The organism is Ancylomarina euxina (assembly GCF_003863355.1).
Lineage (GTDB): Bacteria > Bacteroidota > Bacteroidia > Bacteroidales > Marinifilaceae > Ancylomarina > Ancylomarina euxinus.
In genome coordinates this window covers 66940-90748 of record NZ_QQWG01000009.1, presented here as the reverse complement: position 1 = coordinate 90748, position 23809 = coordinate 66940, and the positions used below count along the sequence as shown (strand labels likewise).

At 35.4% G+C, this 23809-nt stretch carries 20 protein-coding genes; 7 read left to right on the top strand and 13 right to left on the bottom strand.

The features are described from left to right. Window positions 1-20 precede the first annotated feature (20 nt). Window positions 21-218 (top strand): 50S ribosomal protein L35, encoded by a 198-nt coding sequence (rpmI, locus tag DWB61_RS10420; RefSeq protein ID WP_125030856.1) that lies wholly within the window; start codon window positions 21-23, stop codon window positions 216-218. A 94-nt stretch (window positions 219-312) separates the two neighbouring features. Further along, the gene (gene rplT, locus DWB61_RS10415; protein ID WP_125030855.1) at window positions 313-666 is read left to right on the top strand and encodes a 50S ribosomal protein L20; all 354 of its coding nucleotides are present in this window, start codon (window positions 313-315) and stop codon (window positions 664-666) included. Window positions 667-738: 72 nt separating this feature from the next. On the opposite strand, the gene DWB61_RS10410 is transcribed toward rplT, so the two are convergent. The 7 genes from DWB61_RS10410 to DWB61_RS10380 all read right to left on the bottom strand — a co-directional run bounded on the left by DWB61_RS10410 (window position 739) and on the right by DWB61_RS10380 (window position 8414). Beyond that, window positions 739-1095: a hypothetical protein gene (locus tag DWB61_RS10410; RefSeq protein ID WP_125030854.1), complete on the bottom strand. Its 357-nt coding sequence runs from the start codon at window positions 1093-1095 to the stop codon at window positions 739-741. Between the two features lie 237 nt (window positions 1096-1332). After that, window positions 1333-2301 (bottom strand): YitT family protein, encoded by a 969-nt coding sequence (locus DWB61_RS10405; protein ID WP_125030853.1) that lies wholly within the window; start codon window positions 2299-2301, stop codon window positions 1333-1335. Window positions 2302-2379: 78 nt separating this feature from the next. Beyond that, entirely contained in the window at window positions 2380-3681 is a 1302-nt protein-coding gene (locus tag DWB61_RS10400) for an AmpG family muropeptide MFS transporter (protein WP_125030852.1), read from the bottom strand. Between the two features lie 27 nt (window positions 3682-3708). Next, the gene (locus DWB61_RS10395) at window positions 3709-5022 is read right to left on the bottom strand and encodes a SpoIID/LytB domain-containing protein (protein WP_125030851.1); all 1314 of its coding nucleotides are present in this window, start codon (window positions 5020-5022) and stop codon (window positions 3709-3711) included. Window positions 5023-5038: 16 nt separating this feature from the next. Continuing rightward, on the bottom strand, window positions 5039-6001 hold the full coding sequence (locus DWB61_RS10390) for a DUF4922 domain-containing protein (RefSeq protein WP_125030850.1): 963 nt from the start codon (window positions 5999-6001) through the stop codon (window positions 5039-5041). Window positions 6002-6045: 44 nt separating this feature from the next. After that, a complete protein-coding gene (locus DWB61_RS10385) occupies window positions 6046-6957 on the bottom strand; it encodes an N-acetylmuramoyl-L-alanine amidase-like domain-containing protein (RefSeq protein ID WP_125030849.1) in 912 nt (303 codons plus the stop codon). A gap of 2 nt (window positions 6958-6959) precedes the next feature. Next, window positions 6960-8414 carry a glycosyltransferase family 2 protein gene (locus tag DWB61_RS10380; protein ID WP_125030848.1) on the bottom strand — a complete coding sequence of 485 codons (1455 nt, stop codon included), beginning with the start codon at window positions 8412-8414 and terminating at the stop codon, window positions 6960-6962. 430 nt (window positions 8415-8844) lie between these two features. Here DWB61_RS10380 and dapB point away from each other — a divergent pair, with 430 nt between their 5' ends. The 3 genes from dapB (at window position 8845) to DWB61_RS10365 (ending at window position 11760) form a co-directional block, all read left to right on the top strand. After that, complete coding sequence (gene dapB, locus DWB61_RS10375; protein ID WP_125030847.1) at window positions 8845-9558, top strand: 4-hydroxy-tetrahydrodipicolinate reductase; 714 nt, start codon at window positions 8845-8847, stop codon at window positions 9556-9558. A gap of 68 nt (window positions 9559-9626) precedes the next feature. Further along, a complete protein-coding gene (gene lepB, locus DWB61_RS10370; protein ID WP_125030846.1) occupies window positions 9627-11018 on the top strand; it encodes a signal peptidase I in 1392 nt (463 codons plus the stop codon). Between the two features lie 103 nt (window positions 11019-11121). Beyond that, window positions 11122-11760 carry a WbqC family protein gene (locus tag DWB61_RS10365; protein WP_125030845.1) on the top strand — a complete coding sequence of 213 codons (639 nt, stop codon included), beginning with the start codon at window positions 11122-11124 and terminating at the stop codon, window positions 11758-11760. A gap of 171 nt (window positions 11761-11931) precedes the next feature. Here the strand turns inward: DWB61_RS10365 and DWB61_RS10360 are convergent, their stop codons facing one another. Further along, window positions 11932-12357 (bottom strand): NUDIX domain-containing protein, encoded by a 426-nt coding sequence (locus DWB61_RS10360; RefSeq protein ID WP_156190233.1) that lies wholly within the window; start codon window positions 12355-12357, stop codon window positions 11932-11934. After that, window positions 12357-13007 (bottom strand): endonuclease III, encoded by a 651-nt coding sequence (gene nth, locus DWB61_RS10355; protein ID WP_125030843.1) that lies wholly within the window; start codon window positions 13005-13007, stop codon window positions 12357-12359. Before nth ends, DWB61_RS10360 begins: the two co-directional genes overlap by 1 nt. Before the next feature lie 489 nt (window positions 13008-13496). Here nth and DWB61_RS10350 point away from each other — a divergent pair, with 489 nt between their 5' ends. Beyond that, window positions 13497-14348, top strand: a complete 852-nt coding sequence (locus tag DWB61_RS10350; RefSeq protein WP_125030842.1) for a C1 family peptidase — start codon at window positions 13497-13499, stop codon at window positions 14346-14348. Between the two features lie 153 nt (window positions 14349-14501). Then, window positions 14502-16367: an ABC-F family ATP-binding cassette domain-containing protein gene (locus DWB61_RS10345; RefSeq protein ID WP_125030841.1), complete on the top strand. Its 1866-nt coding sequence runs from the start codon at window positions 14502-14504 to the stop codon at window positions 16365-16367. A 65-nt stretch (window positions 16368-16432) separates the two neighbouring features. Here the strand turns inward: DWB61_RS10345 and DWB61_RS10340 are convergent, their stop codons facing one another. The 4 genes from DWB61_RS10340 to htpG form a co-directional block, all read right to left on the bottom strand. Further along, entirely contained in the window at window positions 16433-17551 is a 1119-nt protein-coding gene (locus DWB61_RS10340; RefSeq protein ID WP_125030840.1) for a mechanosensitive ion channel family protein, read from the bottom strand. A gap of 10 nt (window positions 17552-17561) precedes the next feature. Then, a complete protein-coding gene (locus DWB61_RS10335; RefSeq protein ID WP_125030839.1) occupies window positions 17562-20600 on the bottom strand; it encodes a hypothetical protein in 3039 nt (1012 codons plus the stop codon). A 444-nt stretch (window positions 20601-21044) separates the two neighbouring features. Then, window positions 21045-21500, bottom strand: coding sequence for a hypothetical protein (locus DWB61_RS10330; RefSeq protein WP_125030838.1), 456 nt, complete (start codon window positions 21498-21500; stop codon window positions 21045-21047). Window positions 21501-21608: 108 nt separating this feature from the next. Next, window positions 21609-23660: a molecular chaperone HtpG gene (gene htpG, locus DWB61_RS10325; protein ID WP_125030837.1), complete on the bottom strand. Its 2052-nt coding sequence runs from the start codon at window positions 23658-23660 to the stop codon at window positions 21609-21611. Window positions 23661-23809 lie beyond the last annotated feature (149 nt).

Below are 23809 nucleotides of genomic sequence, written 5' to 3'. Positions count from 1 at the left end.
ATAATCAATAAGTTTGTACAATGCCTAAGATGAAAACAAACTGCAGCGCAAAGAAAAGATTTACTTTGACTGCATCTGGAAAGATCAAAAGAAAGCACGCTTTTAAGAGTCATATCTTGACTAAGAAAAGTACAAAGAGAAAGAGAAATCTTACTTATTTTGGTGCTGTAAGCAAAGCTGACCAGAAGAATGTTAAGTTAATGCTTAACATGTTGTAAAAAAAATCAATTTTTGATTTTTTCAGTTTATTAACCGAGTGATTTAGCACAAAAGAGTCCCAATGGGAACGCTAACATTCTAAATTTTAAAATTATGCCAAGATCAGTTAATTCTGTAGCATCTAGAGCTAGAAGAAAAAGAATTCTTAAGGAAACTAAAGGTAACTTTGGTGCTAGAGCTAATGTGTGGACAGTAGCTAAGAATACATGGGAAAAAGGTTTGCAGTATGCTTACCGTGATAGAAAAAAGAAAAAAGGAAATTTCCGTGCATTGTGGATTCAGCGTATCAACGCTGCAGCAAGACTTGAAGGTCTTTCATATTCTCAATTAATCGGATTAATGCATAAAGCTAACATCGAGATCAACCGTAAGGTTTTGGCTGATTTAGCAATGAATCACCCACAAGCTTTTACAGCTGTAGTGGGAAAGGCTAAAGCAGCTAAATAGCATTATAGATTATTTTACTTTGAAAAGGACTTGCTCATGAGCAAGTCCTTTTTTTATACCTTAGATTTAGACTTATAGTTTGGTTTTCTTCTTGATAAATTCAATGATTTGACCTTTGATTTCCAGTTTTTTCATTTTAAGAAAGGCGTAAACAGTTTGAGATAGAAGTTGGTCTTTGATAAGAAACTTTCTGAGTAAATACGCCGATCCGGCATAAGGAAGTACAGAGATAAGAATATCGTAGACTTTAACTTTCCCTTTCAGACTGATTAATATATAAATCAGTTTTGCAAGGATATTAGCTCCGAGGAAGAGGATAGGGGGAGTGAGGACTTTATAATCGACTACGCCATGAAAAATAGCATAAACGACAATGCCCGGAAAAAGAATGGAGTCGATTAAACCAGCTATAAATGGCCAAGCTGCCAAAACACTACTGACATATAAGATTCCTGATATCTTATCATCCAGAATGACCTTTGTGAGATAGGTTTTTCGCTTGATGAAAAATTATCATCATGATTAATGTATTTGCAAAAATTGCTTTTTGCACAATCGCACTTTTCTTTATAGGATAGCTTCGAATCCATAGTAGTTCTAATTCTCAATAGAACTAAGATAGTTAAACTTTGTTGAAGCTATAAAATTGCAAAATGGCTAATCGTATTAATGCAAGGGTCTTTTTTTTATCATTCCCCCTTTAGCGTCTTTAATGCTGTGCATAACAGTAAATGCATCACGATCAATTTTATCGATCTCTGTTTGAAGTTTCACTAATTCTAATCTTGTTACAAGTGTGTATACGATTTCAGTAGGCTCTAATTTTTGTCCCTTGGGTGCAAATCCTTTTTTGCCATTATATAGGGTACAGCCTCGTCCAAGTTTTTCAACAATGGCCACCCTGATTTCTTCACTTTTGTCTGAAATGATTGTGACACCAACATATTCTTCTATTCCGGATACAACAAAATCTATAGTTTTTGATGCCGCTAAATAAGTTAACATGGCATACATGGCAATCTCAATAGAGAAAACATAGGCTGCAATTAAGAAAATAAATACATTGAACACTAAGATGACATCTCCAATTGTTAACGAGGATCTTTTGCTAATGAATATGGCCAGAATTTCTGTTCCGTCGATAACTGAGCCACCGCGTATTGCCAATCCAATTCCTGCGCCCAGGAAAAATCCACCAAAGACAGCAATTAATAATTTGTCATGAGTAATAATAGGAACGGGTATAAAGTGAACTGATAAGGCAAGTAGAAAAATAGCAATAATACTTCTCACCGCAAATTGTTTATTGATGGTTGAGAAAGCCATTAGTAAGAAAGGAATGTTGATAGCAACCAGTAAGATTGATAAGGGTATATTTGTTAGTTCGCTTATAATAAGTGAGATTCCCGTAACACCACCGTCAATAAAGGCATTAGGCAAAAGGAAACCTTTTAGCCCGAAACAAGCAGATAGTATGCCAATTAGGATGAAGAAACTTTCGCGGATTAAGTGAGTAAATTCAATTTTTGTTTTAATTACGATGCTATCAAATTCTTCATTAGGATCTGTTTTGTGAGATTTTTTTAGTTGACGTCTGACTGTTTCACCAATAATGTATTGAAAGAGTGGATTCATATTGTAGATCTTCAATTGTTAGTTTGGTATTGAAGATACTACTTAGCTCTTTGTTATTTACAGTTTTGTTCTGAAAAATTATTTTTTGATACTAGATCTGATTCCAAATTCAGGATCAATATCAATTAGTTTAATCATGATAAAACTTGGTATAGTGCATAAGATAACCCAAATAAAGAAATGTTGGTAGCCAATCATTTCTTGTATCCATCCAGAAACCATTCCTGGCAGCATCATTCCTAAAGCCATAAAGCCAGTGCAAAAAGCAAAGTGAGCTGTTTTGTGCTTCCCTTCTGAAACATAGATTTGATAAAGCATAAAAGCCGTAAATCCAAAGCCATAGCCAAACTGTTCGATAGCTACTGAAACACTTATTAGGATGAATGAATCGGGTAATGATTGTGATAAGTAGACATAAACGAGGTTAGGAAGATTGATGGCTAAAACCATCCACCACATCCAGTATTTTAATCCATTTCGAGAAGCCAGATAACCACCTAATATGCCTCCAATGGTTAGTGCTATAACTCCTATCGTTCCATAAATTAAACCTACATCGGAGGTTGGTAAAGCTAAACCTCCTATTTCTTTACTATCTAAAAGAAAAGGAGATGCCATTTTTACCAATTGAGATTCTCCCAGACGATAGAAAAGAAGCATTCCGAGAATTGTCCAGATATTTTTCTTCCCAAAGAATGTTCTGAAAGTTTCTCCAAAATCATGAAATACATCTGTAAAGCTTTTTACGTCTTTTTCATTATCGTCTTGTGGTTTAGGTAAAGAATATTTGTGATATAAGGCAATAATCAGAAAACTGATAGTTAAGATTCCAAATGTAAATGACCAGGCTAATGGAATGCTTTTTGCACTTTGCCCAAAGAGTTTGATTTCTTCTAAAAAACCTGCAAGTATAATCAAAAGGCCTTGTCCAGTTATCATTGCCAGTCGATAAAAGGTGCTGCGAATCCCAATAAAATAGGATTGTTTGTGCTTATCGAGTCCATACATATAGAAGCCATCAGTAGCAATGTCGTGTGTGGCGGAACTAAACGCTAATAACCAAAAAAAAGCGAGCGAGGCTCTGAAAAAGTTAGTAGAGGGGATGGTAAAAGCTACACCTGCTAATGCTGCACCAATGAGTAATTGCATTGTTACTATCCACCAACGCTTACTTTTAATAATATCAACCAAGGGACTCCAAAGGGGTTTGATGACCCAGGGCAAGTATAACCATGATGTGTATAATGCAATATCTGTATTCGAAATGTCCAAACGCTTATACATGATTACCGCCACTGTCATTACGACGACATAAGGTAAGCCTTCTGCAAAGTAAAGGGATGGAATCCATGCCCAGGGTGATCTCGTTTGTTTACTCATATTCGATACAATTGCTTAAATATTATTCTAATATTTTTTTTCCAGTTGGGCTCCTTTGAAATAGTGTAACAGAATTTCTTTGTGGAAATAGCCTTTTGCTCCCATCACGGCAGCGCCAATTTGACAAAGCCCAACACCATGTCCCCAACCTGCACCTTTCAATATAAAATCCGTTGATTTATTTTCTCTTTCAAGTATGAAATTTGAGCTGTACAGGTGTGATTCGGAAAGAGTCTTTCTTATTTCTAATTCCTTGCCAATGACAAAACTCAATTTTTCACCGATTATTCTTAGCTTAATGATTCGACCAGAGAGTCCTCTTTCTATTGGAATAAGATTTAATATGCGACCAAAGTCTTTCCCCGTTTTTCTATTGACTAGTTCAGATAATTCATCTTGTGTATACCTAGCTTCCCAACGAAAAAAGTCAGGTGTTTCCATATCGTAATCATTTAAAACCTGAGAGAGAACGGCTTTATCACTACTGTTGCAGAAAACATCAGGAGAATTTTTAATCCAGCTTTCGGCATTCGTTTCATTTCTTAAATCGAGTTTTAAGTCAGATTCTTCTCCGTCAGTAATAGCTTGGAGGTATTTGTGAGCTTTAGGTTCCCAAACATTTTCAAATGTTTCTGAAACACCACCACAGCACTTCGAAAAGCGAGCATCACAGATTTTACCATCGCTAGTTAGGAGAATGCCTTTGGTTGCTTCAATGGCTTTTAAAACCGTTTTGTTTGATTGTCGTGTGATCCCTTGGTAGCGTTGGCAGTGATCATCAGCACAAACATCGAAATTGTGATGGTCTTCTCTGTCATACCATTTGATCAATTCTTCAGAATTCTCAGTTATAGATTGATAGGCTTGATCTGAAGCCAGTATGGCTTCTCCCTTTAAAACTTGTGCCATTAGCCAAGAGCGAGAGATAACGGCATGCGCTTTTAAAAGCTCTATATTGCTAGTCGCTTTCATCTCTGAAGAAATAACGCTTGCCAGGTAATCTTCAAGTTTAAGGACATTGATAGCAGTTAGTTTATCATCTTCAGAAAGAAAATGCAAGCTACCTTTGAAGGATTGATTCTCTTTTCGTTCCCAGTGAAACTTGATACCAATAGTCACGTCAAATAAATCGAAAGAGTTGCTTTCGTAATTCTCAGGACTAAAAATCAATTCTTCAGGTTCAATTATTAAACCATCAAATTCGATTTTGCCATTCAGGTATTTTATAACTTGCGTATCCGTATAGTTTTTCCCGTTTTTATGAAGCGAGTAAATCCCATTCAATTTGAATGTGATTTCCTTGTCATACATAATGCCTATACGTATTTTAGGTTCTTGCATATGGGTTCTTTGCAATTTAAATCATGACTAGTTTTGTGAAATCATGACACAGTTTGTCGAATACTAAATCATCTAAACTAACCTGTTTGTAAATACTTACGATATCTTCTTTTGTGATTTTATCGAAATCTTCTTTTCGAGGTGTAATAATCACACCACCCATATCTACCGCACCAGGACTAATTAGTAACTGTTCTTTACCTTCAGCAAAAAACTGAGATGGACGGTGTTTTTTTCGTGGGAAAATATGAAGTCGATATTTATTATTTTTGAATACACAAATCGCATTCAACATTGGTTCTTTTTCGTCTGATTGTAGCTTTTCGAGATAACGATAAAATATTTTACTAGCACTTACAATATCTTGTGCTCTATCAGCTTCTACACTAATCATTTTCCGCAGGTAATGGTTGAAACGATAAACTTCAAATCGACCATTCCAAGTGACTAATTTGCCATAATTCTTTTTTCTATCTACGTATTCAGTGTCAATAGGCAAAAAGTCGTTTTCACCAGCCTGAAAATGCATGTGATCAGGTGCAGACGCTCCAGATTTAGGGCCGTTATAGAATACTGAATAGCCTTCCATGGTTTCAGATAAACTGACCAGATCAGCAATGTGATTAACAAAGTTCTGATCGGTATGATCGTTTTTAGTAATGGTGAAATGTTCTTTGAGAATAGGGAAGGGGTTAACTAAAAGGCTATAATTATTATCCAAATCCATTTTCCCTTGCTCTGCAGGCCTGTTCTCTTCACACAAAAAGCAGGGTCTTTTTTCAATAGCTTCTTTATCGACTTTAGCTGCAGTGGATGTTATTCGTTCAGGATTATACTGAACCTTGATTTTAAAGCCTTCGAATTGAAATTCCTTTTCTTCAACCTTTTCTAAACCTTTATAATTGGTTTTAGCCAACGCCCAATTCTCCTTTTGTTCAGTTATGAACGTTTGTAAGTTTTCTTTATTAATTTTTTGCATTAGTTCTCTTTTAAGTCTAGTTGATTCTCATTAAGAGAAAGTAATTAATTCGATATTTGTTGTTTTAGCTGCACTCTCGCTACGATTATTCCTGATTGTAAATGATTTTTCAGAATCATGTCAGCTAAAGGAATGTCCGAGATAATGACTTTTTTTGCCTTGCTAGATGCATGCATAAGGTGTAATCGCTTGTTTAAATGTATCGCAATCCCCGTATGAGATACATCCAGACCGTTAATCTTAGTTGTTATTGCAATCAAGTCGCCATCTTCAATTTGATTTTCTAACTGTTGTATTTTGTCTTCAGGAATATAATAATGTTTTCGATCATTAATTGTTTTTTCCGTTTGAATGATTGTTTCAATTAGTGATGAGTCATTGACCAAGGCTGGATATGAACTTGTATGTAAACTCATAAAGTTGATGGTTTTATCATATGGTTGCCCACCAATTTTTTTTGTGACATCAAGAAGCAAGCCTTTTTCTTCGTTATTAAATATCCAATCCGTAAAATAATGTAATCGCGATGTGTAGTCATTCAGCTTCCCATTACGATAGCGAATATACTTCAACTGATTTGAGAAGTTATCAATACTAATTGAAGCTTTATTCGATAATATTGATAGAGCCAAAACATTCTCAAGATAAGTCGTGCAATCAAGCTGATGTAAATTGATCCTTATTTTTTCAATCTCATTATTATCAAGTGTTCCACCCACATATGGAGTTTGTAAAAATAGTTTACCTGTTTCAATAATCAGACCTCCATTGGAAAGTGAATTAAACGATGGATCTGATATAAACTGGATCAGGGATTTAAATAATTCTATATCAGTTGAATTAATTTGCAGAGATTCATTCTGAGATAAAACACTCTTGTTTTTATCCGTTTTAGCTTGGCACGAAGCTAAAAACAGTATTAATCCAAGAATAATGAATATTGCTTTGAACTTCATATTTATAGATTTTGAATTCGTCTAGCCTTTAGTTCAATTGTTCTAATTCTATCCTTATAGCTGTTGTGCGCATTCATTTTTTCAATGCTCAGTGAGGCATCTGAATTTTCGTCCCAACGGCGGCATAAGTACAGCGAATTGTAGATACGACCAATTTGGTGCTTTCTCGAAATAGCTAATCCTAAGGCATAATCTTCACCATAGTTAACGTTTGGAAGAGGTGTTTCTCTTAGAATTGGCGTATAGAAAGCCCTTGGAGCACCAAGCCCATTTATTCGTATAGCATTATTGCGTCCATTTTCAGGAGTCCATTCTTTGTGATCAATTAAACCTGGAGGGATTTCTTCCAGTTTGAAATTCACCATTTGATAGCTACCCACAACCATCGCACACTTCTCTTTATGGAAGCTTTCAATGATTTGTTGTATGGTTGTTTCATCAGCATACAAATCATCGCTGTCGAGTTGAATGGCAAATCGACCACAGTTTTTATGGTGTGCAGCTTCGTTCCAGCAACCACCGATTCCTAAATCCTTGCGTTTGGGAATAAGGTGGATAATTCGGTCATCTTGCTCAGCGTATTTTTGAATAAGATCAGTTGTCCCATCTGTCGAGTGGTTGTCTACAATGATTAGGTTGAAAGCAAAATCACTTTTTTGACATAACACAGATTTGATAGCGTCTTCAAGGGTTTTGACACGATTGAGAACGGGGATGATAACCGATGCTTCCAGATGAAACTGTTCTGAATTAAAATCAAGTTCTGCAAACTTAGGCTCAAGATAACCACCAGCTCGTTTCAGATATTCAGTGCATACTTTTTCCATTTCGATTTGAACGACACGATTTTTAGGATCGACATAGTCAAATATTTTTTCACCAGATTTACGCGTGTCTAATTCTTCGTCGGTATATAAATATTCAGGAATTCGAAGCAATTCAGATTGTTCAGAAAGTGCTAGCCTAAGAGAATAGAGTCCTGCATATTGAACTGCCTTGTCTACCCCAACAGATGCTTTTTTAAGAGCTTTTGTATTGATGAAAAGCAATGAGCCAAAATCAAAATCGTCTCTTAAACTTCCTTCTTGATAGTCAATTACTGGATGGTTCTCAACTTGACCTTTTTTAATGACTTTGGAATCTGAATAAGTTAAACTTGCTTGTGTATCTGTAGCAACTTTAACGAAGCGATTTAGTGCAAATTGGCCTAGTTTAAGAGCACTCGTTTTAGTATAGATCAATGTGAAATCAGAAATTGATTTTTCGCCAATCTCATGTATTGTTTGGCCTGATAATAGAGACTTTGAAGATAATAATTCTGCCCCATCCAATTCGAAATCAGAATCTCCAATTAGGAATATCTTGGTAACTAAGTTTGAGCTTTGTAATTCTTTTATAGTAGATTGAGTTTCTTCCTGAGTTCCCACAGGTAGAAAGCAATTGATTGTATAATTCATCTGTTGATATTGTATGTAAATCTTTGGAGCTATTTTCTATACTAGTAGCTAGTAGCCTCCTCTGTGTTTGTTTATTGAATTGATTAACGATTCAATATGAAATATATTGTCATTTTTCAACCTATGAATATAAGACTTCTGGTTCAAAATTTGAATTTAGTAGGTATAAATATTTTGATGGCTAAATCTTTCATTTATGGTGCGATATATCAAGGTTATCGAAAAATTTAGAGACTTAAGTTTTATTAAGCCTTCAAAATGCAGCAATCTTGTTTTGATTTGTTATTTTTGAAATTCGATAAACAAATATAGAATTGTGTTGGTATTTGCATATTTAGCTAAGCTTTTTCACAATCTAGAAAAGAAGAACTATTAGCCATTTCTCATTCTAAACCACAGAAACAAAGGATGGGGTTAAAATTAAAGGAACATGAAGATTGCACTGATTGGTTACGGTAAGATGGGTAAGGAAATTGAAAGTATTTCTCTCGATCGTGGCCACGAAATTGCTTTGATAATAGATCAGAATAACCAAGCTGATTTAACTGTTGACAATTTAAAAGGGATTGATGTTGTTATTGAGTTTACAAATCCTGATTCTGCATATCAGAATTATATGACTTGCTTTGACGCTGGCGTGCCTGTGGTTTCAGGTACAACAGGTTGGTTAGATCAATTGGATAGGGTTAAGTCTCGATGTGAAGATGGTAAAGGTTTTTTTTACGCTTCAAACTTTAGTTTAGGTGTTAATTTATTTTTCGAATTGAATAAGAAATTAGCTCAACTGATGTCTGGTTTCGATCAGTACGATGTGGATATGGAAGAGATTCATCATATTCATAAATTAGACTCGCCCAGTGGAACAGCATTAACTTTAGCCGAAGGGGTTCTTGAGAATCACCCAGTGAAGAATTCATGGATTGAAGGTTTAAGTACTAAAGCTTCTGAAATGAGCATTGTGGCTAAGCGTCATGGAGCTGTTCCTGGAACTCACAATATCACATGGCATTCTGAGGTTGATGAAATTCAAATTCAGCATCAGGCTTATAACCGAAAAGGTTTTGCTTTTGGTGCCGTATTAGCCGCAGAATTTATGCCTGGTAAATCTGGATACTTCGGGATGAAAGATTTGTTGAAATTGTAAACAATAATTTTCGTAGATTCGCACAAAATCAATTTGAAACAAGACTTCAAAATAAAACTAAATACTCTATGAAGGAATTTTTAAAGAATAAATGGTTTAAGTTTTCATTAGCAGCCATTATTTATCTGTTGATGATGATTTGGATTGGTAACTTTTGGTTAGTGTTAGGTTTGCCAATTTTGTTTGATGTTTATATCAGTAAAAAAGTGCATTGGGCATTTTGGAAGAAACGTGGCGTTAAAAAGCAAGGTTTTATTGTAGAATGGATTGATGCTTTAATATTTGCAGTTGTAGCAGCGACACTTATTCGTATGTTTTTTATAGAGGCCTACACCATTCCGACTTCTTCAATGGAGAAATCGATGTTGGTAGGTGATTACCTTTTTGTAAGTAAAATGGCTTATGGGCCTAAGGTGCCAAATACACCCTTATCGTTCCCATTTGCACATCATACCATGCCAGGTACAAAGTCTACAAAGTCATATTCAGAATTGATACAATGGCCTTATCATCGTTTGGCTGGTTTTGGAGATGTGGAGCGTGATGATGTTGTTGTTTTCAATTTTCCTGCAGGAGATACCATCTGGGTAGGGAATGAGAATCCTGATTACCATTCTATTATTCGTGGTTATGGTCAGCAATTTAAGGCTGATGATATGAGCAAAGGACGCTTATTGCAGTCTGATCATGCCTACCAAAATATGGCTCGTAAGTTCATGAAACAGCGTTACGATATTCGTTCTCGACCAGTGGATAAACGTGAGAATTATATTAAGCGATGTGTGGGTTTACCAGGAGATACGTTGATTTCTAAAGATGGTCAACTGTTTGTAAATGGCAAAGCACAAGCTGCTATCGAAGATATGCAATACAAATACATTGTTAAAACCAATGGAACGACTATTAATCCAAGAATCTTGGATGATCTTAATATTGCACTTGCTGATAGAGGTAGGAGAAGTGCTTCTGAGTATGAATTGCCATTGTCAAATGCTAAAGCTGAAGAGCTCAAGAAACTGAATAATGTGATATCGGTAACCCGAGTGCTATATCCACTTGGCATGTACGAAGAGGTTTTTCCATTCAGTAGAGATTATAATTGGAACCGTGATAATTTTGGTCCTCTTGTTTTACCTAAAGAAGGAGCAAGTGTTACTTTAAGTAAAAAAACGCTTCCGTTATACGAAAGAGCCATTACGGCTTATGAAGGCAATAAGCTGGAAGTGAAAGAAGATGGTATATATATTAATGGTAAGTTAGCTGAGACATACACATTCAAGATGAATTATTATTGGATGATGGGTGATAATAGACATATGTCTGCTGACTCTCGTTATTGGGGATATGTGCCAGAAGATCATATTGTAGGGAAAGCTTCATTTGTATGGTTATCTCTTGATAAGGACAAATCATTCTTGAGTAAAATCAGATGGAATCGAATTTTTAAAGGAATTGAATAGTATTCGAATTTCTTAAATCGAATATTAAAGGCTATCTCTATTGGGATAGCCTTAATTTTTATTCATTATTTTTGTAGTTTCGCACAAAATCAAGAAAAAGAAGATGGAAAACTCAGTCCTATTATCTACTGCATATTTTGCCCCAATTCAATATTACAGCAAGTTGGTTCAATTCCCCAATGTATTGATTGAGCAATTTGAGAATTACTCGAAGCAATCATATAGAAACCGATGTAATATTTTTGGAGCCAATGGCGCTTTAGCTCTAACAATACCAGTTGTTAAAGCGAGTAGTAAGAAAATTATAACAAAGGACGTGAGAATCTCTTACGATACCGATTGGCAAAAACTGCATTGGAAGGGCATTGAATCAGCCTATCAATCATCACCTTTTTACGAATACTATATCGATGATTTAAAGAAGTTTTTTGATAGGAAATGGGATTTTCTATTGGATATGAATCTTCAAATTCAGGAAGAGATCTGTTCTTTGATTGATTTGGATTATGACATTAAATTAACGGATGATTATATTGAAGATGTTAATCAGATTATCGATTTTAGAGAAGGCATTCATCCCAAAGCGTTAAAATCTATTGTTGATCCAACCTTTGTTTCAAAAGAGTATTATCAGGTTTTTAGCGATAAACAGGGTTTCATTGAGAACCTGAGTATTCTGGATTTATTATTCAATATGGGACCAGACAGTTTGATATATCTTGAACAAAGTATTAAAAGGTAAAAGTAAGAACAAGGATAAAGGTTAAAGTGAGCAATCATACTTTAGGAATCCGTAAAGGTGGAATGTTTATGGTATCTAAAGTACTTAGAGTGTCTTGAGTACTTAAAGTTAAAGGGGGATTTCGTATCGTTTCTATAATCCCCACATTCTCATATCATCAAATTACCCCATTTACTTATCAAGTAATTCTGTCATTATCAAATCATGATCGAAAGCTAATTGTGGCAAGTCATCGATTGGCCACCATTTTGCTTGCTTGGCATCATCCATTCCTTTTACCGCAGGAAGTTCTGATAGATTGAGTTCCCCTTTGTAAACCACAGATACAGTTCTTCCTCTAGGATCACGATTAAGACCGCCGTAGGTTTTAAATTGTTTAAGTTCACAATTCTCAAACCCGGTTTCTTCTTTAAGTTCGCGGTAGGCTGCCTGATCCAGATCTTCATCCATATCAACAAAACCTCCAGGAAAAGCCCAGCAATTTGCGAAAGGTTCCTGTGCGCGTTCAATGAGTAAAATATAGTCGATGTTTTTGTGTTGACAAAAAACAGCACAATCAACCGTTAGTGCTGGGCGGGGATATTCGTAGCTGTACATTATAGTTCTTTCTTCTGTTCTTTAATATAGTATTTGCATAAGTTTTTCAAGCCACATGATTTACATTTAGGTTTTCGAGCAATGCATACATAGCGACCATGTAAAATTAACCAGTGATGTGCTATTGGAAGTAATTCTTCAGGAATATATTTAATGAGTTGCTTTTCCGTTTCTAGAGGTGTTTTTGCATTGGTGGTTAAACCCATGCGGGCTGAAACTCTAAAAACATGTGTATCTACTGCCATGGCTGGTTTGTCGTAAACCACTGAGGCAATCACATTAGCTGTTTTCCGACCCACACCTGGCATTTTCTGCAATTCTTTAATGTCATCGGGAACTTCTTCTTTGAAATTTTCAACCAGCATCTTAGCCATTCCAAGAAGATGCTTGGCTTTATTGTTGGGATAAGAGCATGAACGAATAAAATTGAAAATATCCTCCTGAGTGGCGTGAGATAGATCAAATGCTGTTGGATACTTCTCAAAAAGAGCCGGAGTCATCATGTTTACTCGTTTGTCGGTGCACTGCGCAGATAGTATAACAGCAACGAGTAGTTCGTAAGGGTTGGTATAATGGAGCTCAGTTTCTGCAATTGGCATATTCTCCTGAAACCAAGCTATGACTTTTTCAAAACGTTCTTTCTTTCGCATGTATTTACTTACTGATTAGGCTTACGAAAATAGTAAATTTTAATAAAAGACTTCCTTGTCTAAAAAGAGATATTTAAAGGCATAAACATTATTTGATCTTAGTAATGTTTGTTGTCCTAAATAAAATATATGTTTTTTTACTAAAACACCTTGCTTTTATATACATATTATTGGTTAGTGTGTAGGCTGGTTATAGATGTGCTTGGTTTGTGTTATATTTATTTTTAGTCTAAATAGTTATTTGATAAATATGACTAATGATGTTTTTTAATTGACTAATCGTACCTTATTCTAATTTAATGATATTTTATTATGTTTCTCATTTGTTTTATTTTTAGTTACAGTGTTGATTATGTGCAGTATTTTATTCTATATTTGAGATGAAGTTTTGAATTCAACATTCTTATTTAGAATGAAAAGTGCATGTGTGATGTTATGAAATTTCGACCGACTAACTAACCCCATTATTAATCGAATAAGTAAAAAATTATGAAAAAATTATTTTTAAGATCAACATTGTTGGTTTTTTCAGCAGCTACCCTAATTCTTTCTTTCCCTTCTTGTGATAATTCTGAAAATGAAATTCAGGAAGAAGCCATTCAGGAAGTAAGTATAAATACAGGTTATTTACCATTACCTGAGGCAGAATACAATAAAATCCCTTTAGCTGGAGCTATCAGTAAAACTAAAGCCTATCCAACTTCAGTAGCACTTAACTGTCCCCCTGTTAGAAATCAAGGAGGTGAAGGTTCATGTGTTTCTTGGGGAGTAGGTTATGCTGCAAGAAGTATTTCCTGGCAATCCCTTAATGGAGGCGCTTATAGCTTAGATTACAATATTTTTAGCCCAGAATTCATTTACAACCAAATTAAGGTAGGTGACTGCGGCAGCGGTTCCTATGTAACAAGTGGTTTGAATTTAATTCAAGATCAAGGTGTTTGTTTATGGGCTAATATGCCATACACTGACGTTTCTTGTGATTTGTATCCTGATAATAATCAGGCCGCTTTAGCTGCAAATTATAAGATTGCAAATTACACTCGTTTATCTGTAACCCTTGATGCTTTTAAGGATCAGTTAGCAGCTGGTAAGCCAATTGTAGTTGGGGGTTCTGTTTATAAAACATTTATGAATCTTGGTTATGGTGAAATCCAAACTTCTGCAAGAGGTAGAAATTTAGGAGGACATTGTTATTGTGTTGTGGGTTATGATGATACTAAGAATGCTTTTAAAGTCATTAATTCTTGGGGAACTTCATGGGGAACCGATGGTTTTGGATGGATTTCATATAGTATCATGTCAAAAGTTTGGCAAGAAGCTTACGTTGTGACCGAATTATAAATTATCAATTTTTAGTTGGTTGAGGTTAATGTTAAAATCCTGTTGCATATTGTCAGCAGGATTTTTCTAGTTTATAAAATTCGGATTAGATAATAAGATAGTGTGTCGTTTCTAATTCGTAAATTTGCAAACTAATCGAAAGTAAAGCCATTCATGATATCATACTTACAAATAGAAAACTTTAGCAAAAGCTACGGTGATAAGATTTTATTCACCGACATTAATTTTGGTGTTGGGCAGGGACAAAAGATTGCTCTGATAGCTAAAAATGGAACGGGAAAAACCTCGCTCTTAAATATTATTGCGGGAAAAGATAGTCCAGATAGTGGGGAGATGTCTTTTCGTAAAGATATTAAGTTGGGTTATTTGGAGCAGATTCCTGAAATGAATGAAAATAATACAGTTATCAATGAGTTGTTCAATTCAGCTGATCCTGTATTATCTGTCATTCGAGATTATGAAAGGATGATTGACTCGGGTCAGGAAGAGGGTATGACTGAGATTCTCGAAAAGATGGATTTGCACAAAGCCTGGGATTATGAAGTAAAGGTAAAGCAGATTCTTTCTAAGCTGAAGATTACCAACTTCGATCAGCCAATTTCTCAGCTTTCTGGTGGGCAGAAAAAGCGTATTGGTATGGCTAAGGTGCTGATTACTGATCCTGACTTCCTAATGCTCGATGAGCCAACTAACCATTTGGATCTAGAGATGATTGAATGGTTAGAAGAATACTTGAAGAAATCTAAAGGCACTCTTTTAATGGTGACTCACGATAGGTATTTTCTTGATAGAGTATGTAACGAGATTATTGAAATGGATGCTACTAGTATTCATTCATATAAGGGGAATTACACCTACTATTTGGAAAAGCGTGAAGAAAGAATTCATAATCAGAATGCTGAGGCTGGTAAAGCTAAAAGTTTACTGAAAACTGAGCAGGAGTGGATGCGACGCATGCCTCAGGCGCGTGCTACAAAGGCTAAGTCGAGAATTGATGCCTTCTATGAATTAAAGGAAAAGGCGAGTAATAGTTATCGTGAGGATAAAATGGATCTTGATATTAAATCTGCTCGATTGGGAACCAAAATACTCGAATTCGAACATTTGAATAAGAGCTTTGGTGATTTGAAGATCTTAAAGGACTTCTCCTATAAATTCCAAAGAGGTGAGAAGATTGGGATTATCGGAAAGAATGGAACAGGAAAATCGACATTCTTGAATATCATTACTCAAAATATTGAGGCTGACTCTGGAAATATCGAAATTGGTGAGACTGTTGTCTACGGCTACTATAAGCAGGATGGTATGAACATCAACGAGAATCAGAAAATAATTGAAGTCATCAAAGAAATTGCTGAAAGTATCGACTTGGGTAATGGTAAAGTGATGTCTGCCTCTCAATTTTTGGAGTATTTTCTCTTCCCAACCAAAACACAGTATAACCTGGTATCGAAGTTGAGTGGGGGCGAAAAACGCCGACTTTATCTGATGACGGTTTTGATGAAAAATCCAAACTTCCTGATTTTGGATGAGCCTACCAATGATTTGGATATTATGACTCTGAATGTTCTGGAGGATTATCTGATGAATTTTAAAGGCTGTTTAATTATTGTATCTCACGACCGTTACTTTATGGATAAGGTGGTTGAGCATATGTTTGTGTTTGAAGGGCAGGGGCAAATCAGAAATTTCCCAGGCAACTATACCATTTATAGAGATACTCTTGAGGAAGAAGAGTTGGAGCAGAAGCAGATTGAAAAACCAGTGAAAGTAAAGAAGGAAAAACCAAAGCAGAGCACCAAAACCAAGATGACTTTCAATGAGAAGCGGGAGTTTGAACAATTAGAAAAGGATATGGAAAGCTTGAATGTGGAAAAAGATGCTATCGAAAAAGCAATGAGCTCTGGAACTTTATCTAATGAGGATTTAATGATCAAATCGGCTCGTATACAAGAAGTCATGGATTTGATTGACGAAAAAGAAATGCGTTGGTTAGAGTTAAGTGAAATTGGAAATTAAAGAACTACGATATAAAGTAAAAAATACCGACTTTTGATGAGGTCGGTATTTTTTTTGACTGGTATTTAAAATAATTCATCCTTTGAAATAAGTCCTTCTTTTAGCAGTTCGCGTATAACGATTTCTGTCATATCGCTTTTAAATTGAAATTCGTAGCGAATATCCATCACATAGGCTTTTATCCTCATTTTAAGATAAGAACGTCTTTCTTTTACCTCATTAAAAAATAGAACCGTAATGGGTTTGTTGAGATAAACGTATCGAGAAACTTGAGCACTCTCGGTCGCAATTTGTCTTACTTTGAAGGTGTCAATATCAATAGGCAGATATATTTCTGCAACCACCTGGCAATTGAGTTCGCCCGAGTTGGAGTTGGACACTGATGAGTTTACAAGCTCAGCATTAGGCACTGAAACAACCGAATCGTCTGCAGTAACCAGTCTGGTGGCTCTTAGTCCAATTTCAATCACTTCCCCGTAATATTTTCCGCTGTCAATTTTGTCCCCGACCATAAAGGGTCTGTCCAGAAGCAAGGCCATGCCACCAAATACATTTTTGAGTAAATCTTGTGCTGCCAAACCAATAGCAATACCAACTGATGCGGTAAAAGCGATAACCGTTTCGAAGGGTGGGTCGTAAATGCCTTTTATAATGGCAAAAATAATGATGGCCCAAGTTAGAATCCGAAAAACGGGAATAATACCTTTTATAGTGATACGAAATCGAGCACTTCGTTCAGAAAAGATATAGAGAATTTTAATGACTAATTGAATAAAATAATAGCCTACTATTATAAGAATGAGAGTCCAGAAAATTTTTGATAAGGAAATAACTTCTAATACATCCTTGGGTTTATTTGGTACTTTTTGTTCGAAACTAGAGAATAGATTTTTTGCACTAAATAGGTTTGTGTCCTGCTCATGTGAATTGATTTTATCTTTTGCCACTTTATCTTGCACACGCTCAATGGTATCAGGAGTGGATGTAGAGCTGTCTTTTTTTATAGCAGGCGTCTTGATCTTGATAAGGGGCTCAGACTTTATTCTTTCCAAATTAAGTGCATTTACCGAAGTATCATTCCAGTTTGTCAGAGACTTAAAGAGGATTGTATCTTGAGCTGTGGCGGTTTGTGGATATAAGTATCCTATCAACAGACATAAAAGGAAAAAGGTAAAATGTTTCATTGTGATACAATTAGTTGATAAAGTTGTGTGAGCTTAATAAACTGACTACCTGTCTGAATATAATAGGATTAATATTGAATTTTTCTTTAGGACGAATAAGTAAACCTTTTTCTAGCATTGGGATTAATACATTTCCGCAATTACTTTCAGGTATGTTTAAGGATAGTGCATAATCTTCGAGGTTTAAACCGTCGTGTATCAGTATGGTATGCATGGCAAATAAATGTTCTGCAGGTAAATCTTTAACAAAGGAGGCATCGATTTCACGTAGAGAACTAATGTTTATAGTATCATCGCTTACCGAGCATGTAGAGCGAAGCCAGTATAGCTGAGCTAAACTAACATTTCCATTAGACATTTGATTTAGCTCAATGAAAAAATGTTTCCTTAAATAGGATTGTCTATCATCGTCATTCATTTTCTGAAAGGTTTTGGAGCTAAGGTTTTCTTTTGATGGTTCAAATTCAATCTTGTAACCACTAAGATTATTGCGTTTGAAAATAACCTCATCCAGCATTTCACCATCAAACTTTTGCAGTTGAATCTCTTTGGTAAAATGTTCGGATACACGTACCGTCTTTTTAAGATACTCCCAAGAATGTATGGTATAACTCGCAATCCAGAATACTTTTTTAGAAGTTCTGGACATGAGTTCGAAAAGCATTTTTTGGCATTCAAATCCATTTACTTTTTTAATAAAAAAGTGATGGAGGTTCTCAATAATAAGAATCAAATAATCGGTTCGATTATTTAGATAATCAATAATTTCTTCGTTCGATTCAAATTTTTCTTGTTCAAATATTTCAGAAAAGAATGTCAGATAAGCTTGAGTATTGTATATCTTTTTATCTGATGATTGATGAATAATAGGAATATCAGTTTCAATTTTGTTTAGAAAAATCTTTAATAATGAAGTCGCTCCATTCCCTTTTTCTGAAATAAGTGCTGTAGTGACAAAACGATCTTTTGTCCAATCAGAAAAGGCTTTTTGTAAGCTCTCCAACTCTGCCTGACGATTAACAAAAAAACGATCTTCATCGGTAGGTGTTAACTGGTAAAGGCGTTGGTAAACGAAGGGTAGTTTTTTTAGGGCCAGTTCTGTTTGGCGAATAAATTCTGGAAGCTCGTGAGAGATTTGTACTTTTTTTATATCCCTTACACCCAGATGTTTTTTTATTTCAGCAATATAGCCCGTAGTGCCAGAAATATGTTTTTTCACAAAATCGATTATTCTGGGAACAATGGTCAGAATCCAAGTAATGGCATCTTTTCTTAGCTTTTTTGATCGTTCAATAGCCTTAATTTTCACAATCTGTAAATTCAGCTCAAGGATGGTATCGATATTCTTGAGTTTCTGAATCTCTGTATTAAAAGTTGTAATGGTTTGATGAAGCTGTTCCTGTGGTTCTTGTTTTATCCCCTCCATAAGCTCTGTTACTTCATCTAAATGGCTTAAGGCACGATTAAGACCTTCTTCCGCAACTTGAGCGGTAGATTTTATTGCCCCTTTTTTATTTTGTAACATGATTTGAGCTGACTCGAGACTAAAATCACTTACAGTTCCCATAGCAAGAAGCTTAACTCTTGCTTTTTTCATATTGGCTTCAATAAATTGTTTAATTTCTTTTATCGATGCTTCAAAATGAGGAAGAGCTTCAAAGTTTAAAAGTTCTTTAGGTGATAGCCAATTGATCTCTGAACTTCGGATGCCTCGCTCGTAATTTTTACTTTTTATAAAGCTACGCTTGTCTGAAACATTATTGATAAGGCTGATCATTCTGGAATTAAACTTTTCTATATCTTGAGTAATGCTCCCTGATAATTTTTTAATTGTTTGGGCAAGCATTTTATCAATAAAGTCATTGGAGACTTTAGATCTTTCCTCGTTTAAAACTTGAGTTAGTTCCTTAGCTGTAGTGGCATTGTCCTGAATTCGCTTGACTGAAGCACTTATGAATTCACGTAATTGCTCAATGTTCAGGCTTAAATGTTCATCTATAAATTTGCTTATTTTTGAATGTAGATCTGTGTAATCACTCAGGACAGTGAAATAAAGGCGTACGATTTCAACATCCAATGACCAGTCATCTAATAAAGTCCGATGTGTATTATGCCATTTCTGATTCTCTAAATCAATAGTAGTAAACAACAGGTTCTGTTCAGCTTTTATGTTATTGGGCTGGAATTTATTTCTGGGCATTTCAGGTGTGTCTACTCGTAGTAATGCTTGGTCAAGCGTATCAAACAGGGTCGAATTTATTAAAGTAATATCATTTTTTAGTTTATCTGTTAAATCATTAAGTCGTTGCTTTTGTATGGCAATAACTTCGTTTATTGAATATTTATCTGAAATAAGTTCTATTTGATCGGTTTGGATTTCTAATAATTGGTTTTGTATTTCAGTATCAAAATCATTATCGAATCGCCATAAGTCTAATAAAACAATACTTTTAATTTGCATGATTTCGTGTAAACTATTGGCCATTTGTTTGGGTAGCTGAATACCAAAATAATAGTCTACCATATATTTATAGGGAATCTTACGGGTTTGGAAAGTATCAAGACCTAAAAGATTCATCTTAAATATTCTTCGGAATATGTTGAAGAATTTTCTTCTTTGAACTTTGATTGTGAATTTTGAGTTTATACTCAATTTCTTGAGGAAAACAGATAGCTTATCCTTTTTAGAAAAGACGTATGGAGAGAATTTCTCTCTTCGAATAATGGTTTTGTTTAAACTCAAAGAGCTGAGTTTGGATAAATAAGTTTGAGTAATCTTACTAAAATCCCTATCAAGCATCTTTTCTTGGCTCTCTAGTAAGAGTTTGAGTATGGATTGATTAAACTCACTTAAGCAAGCAAAATTGTTTTTGTCCTCATTTTTTGATTTGCTAAGTGACTCATAGAATTCCTTGTAGGTATCGGAGATTCCATTTAGTTCGCTTAGGTGAACATTGAAGCATTGAAACATTTCTTCTTGAGAAATTGATCCAAACGTGTCCCATAACTGTTTTATTTCATCATTGCTGAAATTTTTCTCAACTTTCATACTTAGTATCTTTTATACTAAAATACTATTTTTTTTTATGATGAGTGAGAAATTATTTTATTTCAGTCTTTTTCAACTAAGGCCATATTTTATGTCGTATGCTCAACTATTAATAGGAAGATAGAACATTGATGATTCTAATAATTAAAGCATGTTTTGTTAAAACGAGTTGGTTAAAGGTATTACGACTTAGAGGATTTTAATCAAAACCTGGATAAATCGCCGATAAAGGTTTTAGAGGGGGGGAATCATAGCTCCAACTAGCCTTAGGTAAAGGCTCGGAGGTTTAACCATAGCTCCAACTAGCCTTAGTTGGAGGCTTGGAGGTTTAACCATAGCTCCAAATAGCCTTAGTTGGAGGCTTGGAGGTTTACCCATGGCAGCAAAAAGCTCTTAGTGGAGGCTTGGAGGTTTATCCAAAGCCCAATTAAATCATTCTGTTTATTATTTCGTTGTAGCCTTTTGCAAAGAATTAATAGTTGCCTGTTGTGCTTCAATTTTAGCCTTTTGATCGGAGATAATCTGATCATCATTATTTTTTGTTATCATCAACATGGCTATAAATAATGCCAGAATAAGGTTAATGACCAAGCTGATTGTCTTTAAGGAAAGGGGTGATTTTATTTGAGGAGCAGGCTGCATGTAGGTTTCTATGAAAGCCGTATAAGAACCAAATACATTAATGATATCTCGACCTTCCTTAGTCAGAACCAGGAAGCCTAAGCCTTGATCTACGGCCCATTCGTTCGATATGAACTCTTCGATAATCGATTCGTATATTGGGCTGTCATCCTCAGTATGAAGATGCTCCATTCCCCAACAAGCAATATCTAATGACTCATTTTCTGGTTGAGCGTAAAGGGCATCGAATATATAATTAATGAATTCTGTTCTTTCCATAGGTGTAATTGTATCTAAATGTAATGCAAAGATAAGCTTAAAATAAAAAGAAGAAAGCCACATTCCATTTAGGTTGTGGCTTTCTGTCTTGAACTAGATTCGAACAGACTATTTGATTAGCTTGATGCTACGTTTTACGAACTTAGCCAACTCTTCACCTTTAAGCATATTGTTTGCTAGTAGAGCAAGGTCAACCAGTTGTTTTACAACTTGATTATCCTTACCAAAACCAGTTAATATGGCTTCGCGCTCAGCGTTAATTGCAGTAATTTGCTTCTGAACCTCAGTCATTTTGTCTTTTTCTTCCTGAGGAACTTCGTCTTCTTTTTTGTCCTTTTTAAGGGCTTCAAGAGCTTCTCTCTCGGCAACTACTGGCGTCAATTTAGCCTTCACTTCAGCAATCTTTTCGCTTAGTTCAGCATCCTTGCTTTCAATAATTTTTTCGATAAGTGCATGATCGGTATTCACAACCAAGTTGTACGAATCTGGCATTTCGCCAAACATTGCCATACCCGGGTTCATAGCAGCCATATCTTTCATACGACGCATAAACTCAGCCTGAGTAATCATTAATGGCTGTGCTTCGGCACCCAAAGATTCGAAAGCTACGATGTAGTTCACTTTTTCCTTAGGTAGTTGTGAGTTGAATACAGGAATTAAATCGTTTCTCTGCTCTTCAGTTATATTAGAAGCTTTTGCCTCGTCCTTCTGAATCAACTTGTCGATAACATCAGAGTCAACACGTACATATTTAGTCGTTGTTGTCTTCTGCTCTAAAGTGTTAATCAGGTGATTGTCCAACTGGCTATCCATAATCAAAACATCATACCCTTTGGCTTTAGCCAAATCGATATAAGTGTATTGCTCATCTGCATTGGTTGAGTAAAGGCAAATCATATTACCTTCCTTGTCTGTCTGATTTTCTTTTACGATTGCTTCGTACTCTTCAGTCGTAAAGTACTTGCCATCGGTGTTTTTAACAAGCATGAATTTCTTAGCGCGATCGTAAAACTTCTCTTCGCTAAGCATACCATATTGAACGAAAATCCTCAAGTCATCCCACTTCGCTTCAAAGTCCTGACGGTCTTTTTTAAAGATATCGAATAAACTATCCGCTACTTTCTTGGTGATATGGTTTGAGATCTTCTTTACGTTACCATCACTTTGCAGGTACGAACGAGATACGTTCAATGGAATATCCGGTGAATCGATAACACCATGCAATAGGGTTAGGAATTCAGGAACAATACCTTCAACCGAATCGGTAACAAATACCTGGTTGCAGTACAATTGAATCTTATTCTTCTGAATTTCAACTGAGTTTTTAAGCTTAGGGAAATAAAGAATACCAGTCAGATTGAATGGGTAATCAACATTAAGGTGAATGTGGAACAAAGGATCTTCGCCCATTGGGTAAAGCTGACGGTAGAAATCGTTGTAGTTTTCGTCAGTTAAGTCAGCTGGTTTCTTTGTCCATGCAGGATTGATGTCGTTTATTACATTCGCTTCCTCTGTCTCAACATTTTTACCATCTTTCCACTCTTTTTTGTTACCAAAAGTGATTTCTACAGGTAAGAATTTACAATACTTATCTAAAAGCTGTTGAATACGGCTTTCTTCCAAAAATCCCTTTTCTTCCTCTGAGATATGCATCACAATATCGGTACCACGCTCTGTCTTTTCAACTGCTTCAAGTGTGTACTCAGGATTTCCTTCGCAACTCCATTTCACTGCCTCAGCACCTTCTTTGTGAGAAAGGGAAATGATTTCAACTTTATCAGATACCATGAATGAAGAATAGAAACCCAAACCGAAATGACCAATAATAGCATTGGCTTGATCCTTATATTTATCCATGAACTCTTCAGCACCTGAAAAAGCAATCTGGTTGATGTATTTCTCAACTTCTTCTTTAGTCAGTCCAATACCACGATCAGAAACAGTTAAGGTTTTAGCTTCTTTATCAAGTTTTACCGAAACCTTAAGTTCTCCTAAATCGCCTTTGAATTCGCCTGTTGCAGCTAAAGTCTTTAGCTTTTGAGTCGCATCGATTGCATTCGAAACGATTTCACGTAAAAAGATATCGTGATCAGAGTATAAGAATTTCTTAATAATCGGGAACAGATCCTGACTGGTAACACCAATTTTTCCTGTTGACATATTTTTAAATTTAGAATTTATATGAAAATTTACGATTGAGCATTAATCAAAGCTTGTGCCACGACTCGGAGGCTGACAAAACGACATAAAAACAGAAAAGTTTGCAGCATCTTGTTTGAGAAAATGACAGGATGTGTTTTAGTTTATAG